General features: G+C 36.4%; 17 protein-coding genes and 1 riboswitch. Of the genes, 1 reads left to right on the top strand and 16 read right to left on the bottom strand.

The features are described from left to right. Positions 1 to 11: 11 nt before the first annotated feature. The 11 genes from FFM65_RS11715 to mraZ form a co-directional block, all read right to left on the bottom strand. Entirely contained in the window at positions 12 to 419 is a 408-nt protein-coding gene (locus tag FFM65_RS11715) for a cell division protein SepF (protein ID WP_119318921.1), read from the bottom strand. Between the two features lie 14 nt (positions 420 to 433). Continuing rightward, complete coding sequence (ftsZ, locus tag FFM65_RS11720; RefSeq protein ID WP_119318922.1) at positions 434 to 1,669, bottom strand: cell division protein FtsZ; 1,236 nt, start codon at positions 1,667 to 1,669, stop codon at positions 434 to 436. A gap of 39 nt (positions 1,670 to 1,708) precedes the next feature. Further along, positions 1,709 to 3,034 carry a cell division protein FtsA gene (ftsA, locus tag FFM65_RS11725; protein ID WP_119318923.1) on the bottom strand — a complete coding sequence of 442 codons (1,326 nt, stop codon included), beginning with the start codon at positions 3,032 to 3,034 and terminating at the stop codon, positions 1,709 to 1,711. Between the two features lie 75 nt (positions 3,035 to 3,109). Further along, on the bottom strand, positions 3,110 to 3,808 hold the full coding sequence (locus tag FFM65_RS11730; RefSeq protein WP_162898006.1) for a cell division protein FtsQ/DivIB: 699 nt from the start codon (positions 3,806 to 3,808) through the stop codon (positions 3,110 to 3,112). 17 nt (positions 3,809 to 3,825) lie between these two features. Further along, positions 3,826 to 4,926, bottom strand: a complete 1,101-nt coding sequence (gene murG / locus FFM65_RS11735; protein ID WP_119318944.1) for an undecaprenyldiphospho-muramoylpentapeptide beta-N-acetylglucosaminyltransferase — start codon at positions 4,924 to 4,926, stop codon at positions 3,826 to 3,828. Position 4,927: 1 nt separating this feature from the next. Then, a complete protein-coding gene (gene murD / locus FFM65_RS11740; protein WP_119318925.1) occupies positions 4,928 to 6,304 on the bottom strand; it encodes a UDP-N-acetylmuramoyl-L-alanine--D-glutamate ligase in 1,377 nt (458 codons plus the stop codon). A 16-nt stretch (positions 6,305 to 6,320) separates the two neighbouring features. After that, entirely contained in the window at positions 6,321 to 7,286 is a 966-nt protein-coding gene (gene mraY, locus FFM65_RS11745) for a phospho-N-acetylmuramoyl-pentapeptide-transferase (RefSeq protein ID WP_119318926.1), read from the bottom strand. A 14-nt stretch (positions 7,287 to 7,300) separates the two neighbouring features. Then, the gene (locus tag FFM65_RS11750) at positions 7,301 to 9,469 is read right to left on the bottom strand and encodes a penicillin-binding transpeptidase domain-containing protein (protein WP_119318927.1); all 2,169 of its coding nucleotides are present in this window, start codon (positions 9,467 to 9,469) and stop codon (positions 7,301 to 7,303) included. Then, complete coding sequence (gene ftsL, locus FFM65_RS11755) at positions 9,466 to 9,831, bottom strand: cell division protein FtsL (protein ID WP_119318928.1); 366 nt, start codon at positions 9,829 to 9,831, stop codon at positions 9,466 to 9,468. Before ftsL ends, FFM65_RS11750 begins: the two co-directional genes overlap by 4 nt. Before the next feature lie 15 nt (positions 9,832 to 9,846). Beyond that, on the bottom strand, positions 9,847 to 10,797 hold the full coding sequence (rsmH, locus tag FFM65_RS11760) for a 16S rRNA (cytosine(1402)-N(4))-methyltransferase RsmH (RefSeq protein WP_119318929.1): 951 nt from the start codon (positions 10,795 to 10,797) through the stop codon (positions 9,847 to 9,849). After that, positions 10,787 to 11,218: a division/cell wall cluster transcriptional repressor MraZ gene (mraZ, locus tag FFM65_RS11765; RefSeq protein WP_119318930.1), complete on the bottom strand. Its 432-nt coding sequence runs from the start codon at positions 11,216 to 11,218 to the stop codon at positions 10,787 to 10,789. Before mraZ ends, rsmH begins: the two co-directional genes overlap by 11 nt. Before the next feature lie 214 nt (positions 11,219 to 11,432). Between mraZ and FFM65_RS11770 the strand changes: the two genes are divergently transcribed. Next, entirely contained in the window at positions 11,433 to 11,558 is a 126-nt protein-coding gene (locus FFM65_RS11770; RefSeq protein WP_369833169.1) for a DUF4044 domain-containing protein, read from the top strand. Positions 11,559 to 11,622: 64 nt separating this feature from the next. Here the strand turns inward: FFM65_RS11770 and thiT are convergent, their stop codons facing one another. From thiT to mreC, 5 genes are all read right to left on the bottom strand, one after another. Continuing rightward, entirely contained in the window at positions 11,623 to 12,213 is a 591-nt protein-coding gene (gene thiT, locus FFM65_RS11775) for an energy-coupled thiamine transporter ThiT (protein WP_059074159.1), read from the bottom strand. Positions 12,214 to 12,262: 49 nt separating this feature from the next. Further along, positions 12,263 to 12,363: riboswitch (TPP riboswitch) on the bottom strand. 33 nt (positions 12,364 to 12,396) lie between these two features. Next, on the bottom strand, positions 12,397 to 13,194 hold the full coding sequence (gene minD / locus FFM65_RS11780) for a septum site-determining protein MinD (protein WP_119318931.1): 798 nt from the start codon (positions 13,192 to 13,194) through the stop codon (positions 12,397 to 12,399). 23 nt (positions 13,195 to 13,217) lie between these two features. Continuing rightward, entirely contained in the window at positions 13,218 to 13,856 is a 639-nt protein-coding gene (locus FFM65_RS11785; protein WP_119318932.1) for a septum site-determining protein MinC, read from the bottom strand. Then, a complete protein-coding gene (gene mreD / locus FFM65_RS11790; protein WP_119318933.1) occupies positions 13,853 to 14,395 on the bottom strand; it encodes a rod shape-determining protein MreD in 543 nt (180 codons plus the stop codon). Before mreD ends, FFM65_RS11785 begins: the two co-directional genes overlap by 4 nt. Then, entirely contained in the window at positions 14,395 to 15,255 is an 861-nt protein-coding gene (mreC, locus tag FFM65_RS11795) for a rod shape-determining protein MreC (RefSeq protein WP_119318934.1), read from the bottom strand. Before mreC ends, mreD begins: the two co-directional genes overlap by 1 nt. Between the last annotated feature and the right edge of the window lie 44 nt (positions 15,256 to 15,299).

The raw sequence follows: 15,299 nt of genomic DNA on the forward strand, positions 1-15,299 counted from the left end.
ATTCCTCGACTTTATTCGTTTATATCTGGTATGCTTCCGTCGATTTCAAACTTAGGTGGTGTGCAAAGAAAAATCTTATCGCCAACACGCTTAATTTCACCATTAATGGCATAAATAGCACCTGTCAAAAAGTCCACGATCCGTTTTGATTGTTGATCATTGACATTAGTGAAATTAACGATCACAGCTTTATTATTTAAAAGTTGCTTAGCGATAACTTTCGCATCTGAGTAAACTCTAGGTTGGTAAATAGCAATTTTACTGTTGGCCTTAGTTCGAGCTTCACTAGCTGTACTCATAGATACTACCTTTTCGTTATTTGCGTAGTTTTCTTGCTTTGGTTCTGTTTCTGGCTTCTTTTCATCGAAGTCGTCTTCATCATTAATACCAAAAAAACTGCCTAATTTTTCAAATGCCATAGGAAAGTCTCCTTTTATTTTTTGTTACGACGCTTAAAAATTGGAGGAGTTGAATCATCATCGTCATCGCTTAAATCAATTGTCTCTGGCTTTTGGAAAATTTCAAAATCGCCCTTTTCACTAGAAACATTATTATTCTTCGATGCATCACGATTAATATCCCAATCCGCTAAGGGATCATTGGATGGCTTAGCTTGAGGTTTAGGTTGTGCTTGTTCCTCAGATTTTTTATTATTGTCCAACGTAGCTCTTGGATTGTGCAATGGACGTCTAGTTGGTTCCTTCTTCTTGTCGCCACTTTCAACACCTGTAGCAATTACTGTTACTTTGACTTGGTCACCTAAAGTATCATCGATTGAAGTACCAAAGATTATATTAACATCTGATGTGGCTTGTTCGGAAACAATTTGCGCTGCATCTTGAGCTTCAAATAATGACAAGTCTGGACCACCAGTAATATTAAGAAGTACTTGTTTAGCACCATCGATTGAAACTTCAAGCAATGGTGAAGAAATAGCTTTCTTAGTAGCTTCAGTGATTCTATTTTCGCCATTAGCTGTACCGATACCCATCAAAGCAGAACCTTGATCAGACATAACTGTCTTAACGTCGGCAAAGTCCAAGTTAACAAAACCAGGTGATGTGATCAAATCAGAAATACTTTGAACACCTTGACGTAAAACATCATCAGCAACACTGAAGGCTTCATTCATTGGTGTCTTCTTATCAACAATTTCCAATAGTTTGCTGTTAGAAATCAAAACTAATGTATCAACATCTTTTTTCAATTCAGTAATTCCATCAGCAGCAAAACGTGAACGTTTAGCACCTTCAAAGGCAAATGGACGTGTAACAACGCCAACTGTCAAAGCACCACTTTCTTTAGCAATATTGGCAACGATAGGAGCGGCACCAGTACCAGTTCCACCACCCATTCCGGCAGTGACAAAAATCATATCTGCGCCTTCAAGAGCCTCTTTAATGGCTTCTTCACTTTCTTGAGCAGCTTTTTGTCCAACTTCAGGATTCGAACCAGCACCTAAACCTCTAGTCAATTTAGGTCCTAATTGAATTTTAGTTTCAGCATTTGAATTTTCTAGAGCTTGAACATCAGTATTAGCAGCGATGAATTGAACACCTTTGATATCTGCTTCAACCATTCGATTAACAGCATTTCCGCCGGCACCACCGACACCGATAACTTTAATTATCGCTCCCTTGTTTTGGCTTGAGTCTAAAGTATATTCCATTAAGGAGTTCCTCCTACAAATCATTTAATTTATTATTTATTAATCAAAAAATCTACTCCAAAAGTCCTTGAATTTCGACGTCTTTTTCTCTTTTGGTTCCGGCGTCTCTTCTTCAGTTGGTTGGTCCTCTTGAGTCGTATCAACCGGTTGTTCTGGTTGTGGTTCTGGAACAGTCGGTTGAGGTCTACTGTTTGATACAGTAGCACCATTGACAACATTGTCAGCAATTACTCCAATGTCATTCAATCTAGAAGCATAAGTAACTAATCCCAATCCTAAAGAATAAGAAGGATAGCGCATACCCATTTGGGTAGGTACATAGCTTCTTACTTTAACATCAAATATCTTTCGAGCAAGATCTTCAATGTTAGGAGTTGCCGCTACACCACCAGTAAGTACGATACCACCCGGAAGTGATAGCGCTCCAGCCTCTTCTAGTGGTGCTTGCAATCTCGTAAAGATTTGGTTCAATCTAGCTTCAATGATTTCAGCCAAATACTCTTCTGAAATCATGGTTGGTTCATTCTTACCAACCACTTCTACGTTAATGTTTTCTTCAGTTTCTGATTTATCAGCTGATGCATTACCGTAATAGAGTTTTAATTGGTTGGCATTCTCAACCGTTGTATTCAAGACGACAGAAATATCATGCGTTACATAATCTCCGCCTTCAAAATCTACAGTTGACAATTTCAAGTTGTGATCGTGCACGACTGAAGCGGTCGTTTGTCCAGCTCCCATGTCGATAATAACAGCTCCAAAATCACTTTCGCCGTCATTTAGTACCACTTGACTCAATGCCATTGGAGAGATTACTTTATGAATAATATTTAGACCGGCCTTTTGAATGGCCTTTTTAGTATTATGTACGATTGTTTTTGGCGCTGTGTAAATGATTCCCGTCATTTCCAAACGAACGCCGATCATTCCTCGTGGATCACGTATATTAGTAAATCCATCAACGGAAAATTGTTTAGGTATTAGAGAAACTACTTCTCTTTCACTAGGTAAGTTTTGGACCATAGCGGCCAGCATTACTTGTCTGACATCATTTTCATTAATTTCTTTTGATTGAGAACCAACTGCTATCATCCCTTGGCATTTCTCAATCTGTAACATGTTCGCCGATATACCGACTACAACGTTACGAATAGTTATATTTGCTTGTGTTTCGGCCTTTTTGATAGCTTTTTTGATAGCACCTGCCGCTTTGTCTATATCGACTATAACGCCACGACTGACTCCTTCAGAACGTTCACTGCCAACGCCTACGACACTTAATCTATCATCAGACGATTCAGCAACGACTACTTTTATTGAATTAGTACCAATATCTAGACCTACAAAGAATTCAGAATTGTCCATTAATCGTAGCAGCCTCCCTTACCTAGAAAAATCTATTCACTAAAAAATTTTAACACAAATATGATTATATTAAACCTATTTCTTGTCTTTAAAGGGATAAGAATAGGCACCGATCTCTAAATCTATAACGCCTTTTTTCTTCATCTGCGCAGCCATTCCCGGATAATATTTCAACTTCGACTGAACAGTTCTCATATCAGCTATTACTTTATTGCCATCATTCATGTCGATTTTAATGCGATATGGATTCAGCTTTGTCGGAGCGTTACGAATTTCAGAAATGTTAGTTTGAATGTTTTTAGCCAATTTAGCATAAATATTGGAAATTTGTTTCAATCTTTTATGACTAAAATTACTATAAATTGGATAACTTCCAATCGGTGAATTGAGTTTTTGATCAATTATCTGGCCATTATTAATGATCCGATAATAACCACCGTTTTTGGCAATAAATCCAAGCGTTGGACGTTCCTTGACCGTAATCGTTAAATCACGCAAATTACGAGTACGAAATGAAATAGATTCAATCGATGGCAACTTTTTTTCTGTTTCTTTTGATATCGAACCATGGTGCAACAAAACATTGAACAAAGTAGAATGATCGTCAATCTTAGTAGCATCGATAACTTGTTGTGCTCCCAAATCATTGACGCCTTTGACATTGATATTCCTAACTTTACTCAATGGCGAACCAAAATAAGCAATCAAAACTATGAAAAAAACTAGTACGATGATTAAACTATTCTTACTTACTTTGATTTTTATCTTTTTCAACACCTAATCCTCAAATCTTACTTATTTACTAAGTCGACCAAAACCTTGATCAAGCGATCAGTTGCATCGGGCACGCCAATTTTTTTAGAATTGACTGACATTTTTTGTTGCAGCTCAGCATCACCCATAATTTGATTGATTTCCTTAAACAAACTATCAGAGTTCAAATCTTTCTCAGCAATCATAACGGCAGCATCGACTTTAGCAACTGAAAGTGCATTTTTTGTTTGATGATCATGAGTTACGTAAGGACTTGGAATGAAAATTGCCGGAATTCCAAGTGCCGTTATCTCCGCAATACTAGTAGCACCACTACGACCAACAATCAATTTAATATCAGGTAAAATTTCTGGCATATTATCAATATATGGTAATACCGAAATATTTGCACTCTTAAGGTACTTATCATCGATTAGTTTAACAACATTATCATAATGTACTCGACCAGTTACGAACAATACTTGGTAATCACTTTCAACAAATTTAGACATTGTTTCGATCACAGCTTGATTGATGGGCTTAGCACCTCTAGAACCTCCAAAAATCATGACCGTATCTTTATCTGGTTCTAAACCAAATTCTTTCAAACGATCATTTTTTTGAATGTTAACCACTTCTTGAGCTCGAGGATTACCAGTGAAAACAATCTTTCTTTTTTCATTGAATTGGTCTGCTGCTTCAGTAAAAGCAATCGCAATCTTATCAACGAATTTGGCTAAAAACTTATTGGTAACGCCGGCAATTGTATTTTGCTCATGAATCACGGTTGGTATGTGCATCGTGTGAGCTGCGTATACGATAGCACTTGAGACATAGCCACCAGTTCCAATAACGATATCTGGCTTAAATTCTTTGATGATCTTACGGGATTTACGAATACTTGATAAGAATAATTGAACAGTTTTCAAGTTTTCCAAACTCAATTTACGTCTAAACCCTTGAATTTCAATTGTCTTAAAAGCAATGCCAGCATTCTTCACAATCTTGCTTTCTAGGCCTTTTTCTGTCCCAACGTATAAAACATCCTCAATCATGTCACGTTCTTTTAAACGTTTAATTAAGGCCATTGCGGGATAAATATGTCCTCCGGTACCACCACCGGAAACAATTATGCGCATTTTAGTCATGATTAATTTCTCCCTTTAAAGTTTCGACCTCTTGAATAAATTGGTCACCACGTTCTTCAAAGGTGTGGAATTGATCCCAACTAGCTGCAGCTGGCGAAAGCAAAATAACATCTTCTGGATCACTTTGCTTGTATGCTTCAGGAACTGCTTCAGTCAAATTATCAACTTTAACAATGTTACTTACATCAGCCTTTTGAGCTGATTCAATCACCTTATCTGCTGTTTGACCATAAACTACTAAATTATTAACTTTTCCCTTCAAGGCAGGAATAAGTTCGTCAAATCCGTTTCCGCGATCCAAGCCACCAGCAATCAAAGTAATTGGCTGTTTGAAAGCTGTTAGAGCTACGATCGTTGCTTCCACATTAGTGGCTTTGGAATCATTATAAAATTTATGTCCACCAAAGGTATCAACGTATTGGATGCGGTGTTTAACACCCTTGAATGAAGATAAAACGTCAATAATATCAGCATTACTTACATCGAACAATTTAGCTACGCTGATAGCTGCCAAGGCATTTTGAACGTTATGCTCACCAGGAATTTTGATTTCGTCAATGTTCATAACAGCCTCGCCATTGCAATAAATGACATCATCCTTTACAAAAGCACCTTGATCTAACGTCTGGTTATCAGAAAATGGCAAGATTTGGGCCTTTGATTGTTTTGCTAAGCCTCGCCATTCTTCAGTATTGTAATTAACTACGAAGTAATCATTCTCAGTCTGGTTCTTAGTAATATGCATCTTAGCTTTGATGTAATTTGCACGAGTTTTGTGGAAATCTAGGTGAGTTGAATAAATATTATTTAAAACTGCTACATGTGGATGTAATTCAATTGTACCTTGCAATTGAAAACTAGAAAGTTCAGTTACAACGACATCTTTGGCAGTTGCTTTTTGAATAACATCAGAAATAGGAATACCAATATTTCCAGCATAATAAGAATTCTCGAACTTTGGTGAATGCTTGAGCATCAATTGAATCAAAGTCGTTACTGTAGTTTTACCGTTTGTTCCCGTAACACCAACCATTGTGGCATCACTAAAACTATAAGCAATTTCCGGTTCAGTAATAACTGGGATCATCAATTCCTCGGCTTTTTGAATCAACTCGTTAGAATAGAAAATTCCTGGATTTTTAACTAAATAATCAAATGAATCATCAATCAAATCAGCACTGTTAGTTCCAGTGATAACTTTAAATCCTTCATCGATCAAAGCTTGAGCTTCAGTGTTACCTTCAAGGGGATTAGAATCGACAACGGTAACATCAGAACCCATTTTTTTTAATAATTTGGCTACGGCATAACCACTCTTGGCTAAACCTAATACTAAGATTTTTTTATTTGAATAATTACTCTTCTTCATTGCTTAAACTACTTCCCTATACGAATAAAATTAAATAAATTGCAGAACAGATTGCTCCAAAGATCCAAAAGATAATGTCAATTTTCCATTCACTCCAACCCATCATTTCAAAATGGTGGTGAATTGGTGTCATCTTGAAAATACGACGATGGAATACTTTGAATGAAAAGACTTGCAACATAACACTAGCTGTTTCGATTACATAAACCAAACCAATCAACAATAGTGACCAGTAACGACCTAATAAAATTGAAATAGCTGCTAATCCAGCACCAAGAGCCAATGAACCAACATCGCCCATAAAAATCTTGGCTGGCTTGTGGTTGTACAACAAGAATGCCAATAAAGCACCAACTACTGAGAAACAGACGATAGCTAAATCAGGCTTATTTTGGTTCAAAGAAATAATTCCGTAAGTGAAGTAAGAAATTGTTCCTAAACCACCTAATAAACCATCCAACCCATCAGTCAAGTTAGTAGCATTTGAAAAACCAACCAACCAAAAAATCGTGAATAAAACGAAAATCACTACTGAATCGATCGACAAGATTCCAGGAATAGTGAAGTTCATTGGCAATTGATCGTCGTTATAAACGTACAAGAAAATAATTCCAACGATTACTTGTAACAATGCTTTTTGCCAAGCACGTAAGCCTAGGTTTCTCTTCTTGAAAACTTTAATGAAATCATCGATGAAACCAATACATCCGTACAACACGATAACAAAGGTCGTAATCAACAATGAACGATCTAATTGACCTTGCCAAAGTCCGACCCAAATATTTGTGATCAAAGTAGCTAAAATTACTAACAGACCACCCATTGTTGGCGTTCCGGATTTTTTGGCGTGCCACTTTGGACCTTCTTCACGAATCGACTGTCCTTCCTTATGTCTAATTAGATAACCAATTAAAAATGGCATCAAAATTGCAACGATAGCAAACGAGCTAACTATATCGAAAATAATATGACTAATTTCCATGAAAATCCCCTTAATTATTTATTTTTCAATGTGATTATAATTTTACCACTGTCATTTATCACATGACCAGCCTCAACTGACTGTTTGACGACGTATCCATCACCTTTTGTCGTAACTTGTTTACCAGTTATTTCAGCAAACTTCAAAACGTCGTTTTTTGACCAACCTGTTAAATCTGGCATCGTCATTGCCCCATTAGTTAATAGGACCATTCTTTGCCCTGGCATCACTTTTTGACCACTATCAGGTAATTGTTGAACTACTTTATCACCCGTACCAATTACACCTGATTGTAATCCTAAATCTTTGATCTTACTCAACGCTGAGTTCGTCGACTTATCCAAAAGACTAGGTACATTCACGTACTGACTACCCGCTTCAACAGAATCAGTCTGAGATTTTCCTTGGCTAACTAAACGTTTAACTAATGGATTAAAGACCTCAGATAAAATCTTCTCAGCAGATTCCGTCATCTTTTGGGGCTGTTTCATTGTGACATAAACAATGTAATTAGGATCATTGTATGGAATCATCCCCGCAACGGAGAAAATATAATTATTTGAACCTGTCAAATAACCACCACTTGGCGAGGCAATTTGAGCAGTACCGGTTTTTACACCAACTTTAACTCCAGGTACATTATAAACTATCCCTGTACCATAACTCTTCGTTACGACTTGACGCATAGCTTTTTGAACTTTTTTAGCAGTGCTAGCTTTGATTGGTTGGCCAACTACTTCACGTTTAAATTTCTTAGTTGTTTTACCTGTGTCGGCATCAACGATTTTTTTGATAATTTGTGGCTTGATCATTTTACCGCCATTAGCAATAGCCGAAAAAGCTTGCAACATTTGCATAGTATTAACGTTGACACTTTGACCGAACGAAGTCATAGCTTGGTCACTCGTGTGCTCATAAGAAATACTACCCGAAACCTCACCAGGCAAATCTACCCCGGTTTTTTGGCCGATATGGAATTTCTTCATGTAGTTCATCCAAGTTTGTGAACCCATTTCTTGTTCCAATTTAACCATTCCAACGTTAGATGATCTCGTAAAAGCTTCAGAAAGAGGAATATAACCCCAACCGGCAGTATTCCAATCACCAATCGTTCGACCACCGACTTCAACCGTACCTGATTGATAAAGTTGATTAGGATCGTAATTTCCGGAATCGATCGAAGCTGATAAAGTCAAAATCTTCATTACTGAACCCGGTTCAAATTGGTCTTCAACCAACGTATCACGCCAACTATTGCTGAGTCCCTTACCGGTCGTCGGATTAAAGGTTGGGCGTTGTGTGGCCGCTTCAATCGCACCAGTTTTAGCATTCATTACTAAAATCTGTAAATTTTTTGGTTCATACTTCTCTTCAACGGTCTGCGCTAAAATTTCGGCATACTGTTGAATTTTACTGTTCAAGGTTAAGTAAACATTAGAACCATCAGAAGACTTCTTTTCTATCATCTGTGATCCAGGTAATTCATTGCCATTTTTGTCAACTTTAGTGATTTGTTTACCATTTTTTCCAGATAACACTTTATTGAAATACTTTTCAATTCCCATCACACCACTGATATTACTATTTTTATCATTGGCATCATCGGCCTTGGTAATACCGACTAAGTTTGTCGCAAAGACACCATTAGGATAAGATCTTGAAGGCAATTCAATAAAATGGATTCCAGGTAAATTTTTGGACGTGATCTTACGCTTTATTTCAATCGACAAACCACGACCTGATGGACCAAACTCGACTTGATACTGTTTTTTACTAGCAGGTGTTAAATATTTTTTGATCTGTTTCTTTGATAAAGACAGATATTTACTCAAAACTTGAGCCGTTTTATCTTTATCAACCACATAGTCAGCCTTGCCATTAGCCGTTTTCGACTTATGATCCACAATTGCATAAATATTGTAAATAGTTGAATCTCCCGCAATCATATCCCCGTTAACATCTAGGATATCACCACGCTTGGCATTGACTTTTGTTACTCGCTCGTATTTTTGTTTCGTCTTTTGTTCCAAATTAACGCCGTCATATTGCTTACTCATTGAGATATAAGCGAATCTTTGGATAAAAAGGATAAAAGAAAAGGCAGTCGCAATCAAAATTACTATCCCAACAATATAATGATTGCGTCTTGCCTTATTTTTAAATAATTTTCTGAACTTACTCATTTTGAAATATTCCTTACATTGTTGTCACTCATTTTCAAATTATGCTTCTTTGCAAACGAAGAAAAGCGATCAAAACTAGTTAATTCAGAAATCTCTTGTCTTAAATTAACGTTACTGGTATTTGTTTTTGTAATCTGTGTAGTCAGACTATCTAATTTATTTTGAGAAGAAGTCATTGAAACCTTAATACTGACCAAAGTAACCATTAAGCCCAAGGTCAATAAAGCTAATGTCACGATTGAGAAAATCTCAAACTTCGACAAAGCAACACTAGAAGTTTTGGGAGCAGACTGAACCTGCTCTTGTGGTTGTTGTTCAACTTGATATTCTTGTAAGTTTCTGGCAGTACTTTCTTCTCTCATATTATTATTTCTCCATTATATCTTTTCAACGACACGTAATTTCGCACTATGAGCCCGATTGTTTTCAGACAATTCTTCTTCATTAGGCAAGATTGGTTTCCTAGTGATCTGTTTCAAGACAGGCTTGATATCATCAGGAATGACAGGAAGTCCCCTTGGTAAATCAACATGGGAATTGTTTTTAAAAATATGTTTTACAATTCGGTCTTCTTTGGATTGAAAAGTTATAACGCTTATTCTGCCTTTTGGTGCTAACAAATCTATGGCTTGTTCAAGAGATCTCTCTAAAGAACCCAATTCATCATTAACAGCAATTCTAATCGCTTGAAAAACACGTTTAGCCGGATGACCACCAGTTCTTCTAGCTGCTGCAGGAATAGCATTCTTAATAATATCTGCTAATTCCAAGGTAGAAGTAATACGATGATCATCTCTAGTACGTTCAATGGCACGAGCAATTTGTTTAGCAAATTTTTCATCACTATATTTATAGAAAATACTTACTAATTCATTAAATGACCAGTCATTAACGATTTTTTCAGCATCAAGATCTTGTCTCTGATCCATCCGCATATCTAAACGGGCTTCTTTTTTATAGCTAAAGCCTCTTTGGGCATCATCAAATTGAGGAGACGAAACTCCTAAATCATAAACAATGCCGTCAACCTTCTCTATTCCAAGTTCGTTCAAACGTTCTTGCATATTTTCAAAATTATCACGTATTAGAGTTAGTGAATTATCACCAATAATGTTTGGATCATTTTGAATATTCTCACCGACCTCAATGGCAGCTTCATCACGATCAAAAACATAAAGATGACTATTGTGTACGCGACTCAATAATTCTTTAGTGTGTCCTCCACGACCAAAGGTTGCGTCAACGTAAATACCATTATCGTGTGGATTTATTTCATCAATAGTTTCTTTTAAAAGTACTGTTTTATGTTTATATACATTAGAAGTCAAAGTCTGTCATTTTCTCCGATATTTCCTCAAAATTATCTTCAGCCTCTTGGCTAAATTCGTTCCAACGCTCTGCATCCCAAATTTCAATTCGATCTGAAACTCCAACAATTACACAATCCTTTTGTAATTTAGCAAATTTAACTAGTGGTGCCGAAAGATTAATTCGACCTTGTTTGTCAAATTCGACTTCTGCCGCAGCAGAGTAAAAGAACCGTGTAAATGCTCTTGCGTCTTTTTTTGTTAAAGGCAACTTATCCAATTGAGCTTCAAGTTTTTCCCACTGCTCAATTGGATACCCAAAAAGGCAACCATCCATACCTCGAGTAATTACAAACTTATCACCAAGTAGTTTCCTAAATTTTGCCGGGACGATTACCCGACCTTTAGTATCTAGTGTGTGATGAAATTCACCCATGAACACGGACAGTTCACCTCAATTCTTTAACACTTCCTAATTTACCACAATTCCCCACTTTTAACCACACGATATTAATAATTTCACAAGAAAAGTGAAAGCCATTACTATTTGTATGGTTCTAGCGGTGGGTAATTTTTTAAATTATATTGGCAGCGATTGCAAACATTGCATAAAATGAGTTTGTGAAGTAGTATTTCACTATATATTTAATTTGGTGGTGGAACTATTGGACGATAAAAAACCTAAAAGCACTTTGACTAAAATTACACAAGTAGTCGTTTGGCTAATGATCTTAGTAACTATCGGTGGTGTAGTTTTAGGTGCAGTGATGAGCTTTATTTAAAATAAAAAAATCCTCGTAGAAAATGCAAAATACATTTTCTACGAGGATTTTATTTTGTTCTATTTTAATTTTTAACCATAATCAAACGCTTAAAGATCTTATTCAACAATACCGCTAAAATCAATAACATAATCATGTTAGCAATAAAGCTACCACCGTTGATGACCAATGAATAGATCCAAGGATTCATTCCCTTTGGAGCATATGAACCCCAGTAAATACCACCTGCAATAAAATGGAAAAAGTATTTAGCGAAAAATCCAATAGCTGAATAAAAAATGATTAGTCCTAAGGCATTATTTCCTTGCTCAATTGAACGTTTTACTTGTACACTACCAAGTCCAATCAAACCAACCACACCAAAGGCAACTGGATATTCCACAAAACCTTGTAGAGGATTCAAAAAACCACCGTTGCTAAAACCGCGAATAACTAAGTCTAAAATTCCCCAAACTAATCCAGCCATTAATCCAGGCTTCAAGCCGCGGCGTAAAGCAAAAATCGACATTGGAATCAGTCCATAAGAAAATTCCACGGCTGAAACACCAGTTGAATGTGGAATAAATGATAAAACCATTGCCAAAGCGGTAATCAACGCCCCTTCGGTAATGACAACTAAATCATTGCCCCTACCTTTACTAACATTATTGATCATAAAAAAAGAACTCCCTTCTGATTTTCGTCATCACAAGAGAGTTCGAGCTTCTGCTTGAACAACACTATCCCTACGCATGCATTAACATAACAGGTTTAAAGGGTCTGAACTTAGTTCACTCTCAGCCGAATGGCTCCCCCTGTGTTGACTTATTCAATTTACAGAAAAATTGTACCATAGTCTTTATTTTCTTCCAAACACTCTGCCCCAAAAACCGACCTTTTTTGTATGAGCCGATAAATCTAGAGGAATGTTTTCGCCAAGCATCCGACGAGCAATATTTTGATAACTGTGACCTGCATCACTTTGATCGTCAAAAACTACTGTTCTACCTGAATTAGAAGCTGAAATAACTTTATCTTCATCGATTACGATTCCTAACAAGGGAATGCCTAAATGATTAACAATATCATCAATTCGCATCGAAGTACCGTCGTTGATCATATTTTTTCTAATCCGATTAATAATCAAATGTGGCGTAATTGGCATATTCATATTTTCCAAAATACCAACGACACGATCAGCATCACTTACGGAAGCGACTTCTGGATTTGTAACTACCAAAGCTCCATCAGCAATAGATACGGCATTTTGAAAACCATACTCAATCCCAGCTGGACAATCGATCATTACAAAATCAAAACGTTGCTTCAATTCATTAACGATACTACCAACGGATTCTTTATCTAAAACGTATTTATCAGCAAATTGTGAAGCTGCCAACAAATATAAATTATCTTCGAAACGTGGATCTCTGACTAAAGCTTGCGACACTACCACTCGATGCTGTGCTACATCAACAATGTCATAAACAATCCGATTGGTTAGCCCCATGACCGCATCCAGGTTTCTCAGACCAATATCTAAATCAACCATGCAGACCTTTTTTCCAAGGCTTGCCAAGACAGTACTAACATTTGCAGTGGTAGTAGTCTTTCCAACTCCACCTTTTCCAGAAGTTACAACGATTGATATCCCCATAGTTAACCTGTCCTTTTTTTAAACTAACGCTTATAATTTTTCAGATCATCAATGCTGATAGAATGCAAATCATCTATGAAAGCATACTTTCCAGCTTGAAAATCTTCTTTGTTATCATCAGTTACGATTTCAATCACATCAGCAATTCTTAATTGATCAACATCTTTTAAATTACCAAAAATCATTGCGTCTGTGTTATCAGGGTATCCTGCATGAACGATTCCATTCACATCGCCAAGGATATAAATTGACCCGCTAGCTCTTACTTGAGCATCTCGATGCAATGTCCCTAAGAAAATCAAATCGCCCTCATAATCGACTTTTTGTCCGCTGCGAACGATTCCTGATTCAACATTAGTTCGATTAGCTTTCAAAATATCGGCTACTTTTACGTTATCCTCAACATCTGCTTCGATATCTTTCAAAGTTAGTTGTGGATATTCATCAAAGAAACCACGGATATCGTTTTTTTGACTTTCTGTTAATAAACGATGTCCTGTCTTAACAGTAAAATAAATAACATCATCATTTTCATTAGTTGATTTGGCATTTTGTTGGATAATTAAATCCTTCATTTCCTTCAAAGCTGCGCCATAATTGGCTTTATCGTCAATAATGACCGAAAAGCCATTCTTATCACCTTTTAAAATGATGTCACTCATTTACTATCCCTCCGATATTTCACCATCCAACTCGATAAATTTGCCAATGGAACATAAAGAATAAAGAACACTATTACGTTCCATAACAATGTCGGACCCAATGTATATGTGATGAAATCTAATACATCAGTATTAGTTTGTTGCAACAATCGCTCCAACAAATAAATCCCTGACTGCAAAAATGTCAATGACAAGAAATAAATCGAAAGGTCATACCCCATATTGTTCTTTAATAGCAAGAACTTAAAATGATCAATTCCAACCATCAAAAGAGGTAGAAGAACCGTATACAATCCTATTATTCCATAATAATAGGAATCGTACAAAAGTCCAAAGACAATTCCTAAAATTATTAAATGTCTACGATCATCGATTCTCATTGTCAACATAACTATTAACATTAACATCAACTGTGGCAAAACGTTAAATCCACCATGGTTTATGTTGTTCAAAAAGGCCCATTTCAACAAACCATCTAAGTAGAATGCTAATAATAGAAAAATTACTTGTCCAACTACTTTACGAGTTTTAATATTCATTACTTTTCACCGCTAACTGATGATTTGATTACTGTAACAACTGTGAAATTGCGCAATTCAGCTGCTGGAGTAATGTATACCGAGTTAGTCATACCGTAATTGTCTTTCTTAATTCCATAAACTTTACCAATGTATAACCCTCGAGGCGTCAAACCACCTAAACCAGAAGTGATAACGCTTTGGCCTTTTTTGATATTCTTTGTTGAAGTGACGTTTTCCATGACTAAGTCACCAGTATCACTATCGTAACGACTAACAACACCAGTAATATTTTTATTGTTGCCTAAAATTTCCGCCGCAAATTTGTCATTCAATTCATTATCGGTTGAAATCAATTCAACTTTTGAACTTACTTTATCAACTTCAATAATTCTACCAATCAAACCTTTACCAGACATGACCGGCATATTTTTCTTAATGCCACTTGTTTGACCACGGTTGATTGTTAAATAGCTTTGCCAGCTACTTGGTGAGCGTGACAAAACAGAAGCATTGACAGTGGAATAATCTGTCAAAGTGCTATTAAGTTTTAATTCTTGTTTGAGTTTTTTATTTTCTTCTTGAACTACTTCTAGCTTAGCCTGATTTTGAGCTAATTCACCGATACGAGATTTTAATCGCTTGTTCTCAGTATAAGTATTGTACAAATCAGAAAACTCTGAGGTAGCATTTTTCACAGCATTAGTTGGATAGGCAAAAACCCCACCAACTACACTGACAACATCATTACCAACTTGTTGAACTACCGGTGGCGTACTCTTTTTATCACGAATATTGACCGTCACCGCTAAAAGTCCAAAAGTTACGATAATAAGTATCATTAAGATAATCAATTTTTTATTTGAAAAGAACTTTTGCATTGCTTCCTCCTAGTAGATCAAATAAAAAAAACGGGATTAACCCG

Origin of the sequence: Companilactobacillus formosensis, from assembly GCF_005405305.1 — a bacterium.
GTDB classification, from domain to species: domain Bacteria; phylum Bacillota; class Bacilli; order Lactobacillales; family Lactobacillaceae; genus Companilactobacillus; species Companilactobacillus formosensis.

Bases quoted from the DNA above. Each gene is read 5' to 3' on its own strand.
- FFM65_RS11715 (WP_119318921.1), bottom strand. From the start codon at position 419: ATGGCATTTGAAAAATTAGGCAGTTTTTTTGGTATTAATGATGAAGAC.
- ftsZ (WP_119318922.1), bottom strand. From the start codon at position 1,669: ATGGAATATACTTTAGACTCAAGCCAAAACAAGGGAGCGATAATTAAA.
- ftsA (WP_119318923.1), bottom strand. From the start codon at position 3,034: ATGGACAATTCTGAATTCTTTGTAGGTCTAGATATTGGTACTAATTCA.
- murG (WP_119318944.1), bottom strand. From the start codon at position 4,926: ATGCGCATAATTGTTTCCGGTGGTGGTACCGGAGGACATATTTATCCC.
- murD (WP_119318925.1), bottom strand. From the start codon at position 6,304: ATGAAGAAGAGTAATTATTCAAATAAAAAAATCTTAGTATTAGGTTTA.
- mraY (WP_119318926.1), bottom strand. From the start codon at position 7,286: ATGGAAATTAGTCATATTATTTTCGATATAGTTAGCTCGTTTGCTATC.
- FFM65_RS11750 (WP_119318927.1), bottom strand. From the start codon at position 9,469: ATGAGTAAGTTCAGAAAATTATTTAAAAATAAGGCAAGACGCAATCAT.
- ftsL (WP_119318928.1), bottom strand. From the start codon at position 9,831: ATGAGAGAAGAAAGTACTGCCAGAAACTTACAAGAATATCAAGTTGAA.
- thiT (WP_059074159.1), bottom strand. From the start codon at position 12,213: ATGATCAATAATGTTAGTAAAGGTAGGGGCAATGATTTAGTTGTCATT.
- minD (WP_119318931.1), bottom strand. From the start codon at position 13,194: ATGGGGATATCAATCGTTGTAACTTCTGGAAAAGGTGGAGTTGGAAAG.
- FFM65_RS11785 (WP_119318932.1), bottom strand. From the start codon at position 13,856: ATGAGTGACATCATTTTAAAAGGTGATAAGAATGGCTTTTCGGTCATT.
- mreD (WP_119318933.1), bottom strand. From the start codon at position 14,395: ATGAATATTAAAACTCGTAAAGTAGTTGGACAAGTAATTTTTCTATTA.
- mreC (WP_119318934.1), bottom strand. From the start codon at position 15,255: ATGCAAAAGTTCTTTTCAAATAAAAAATTGATTATCTTAATGATACTT.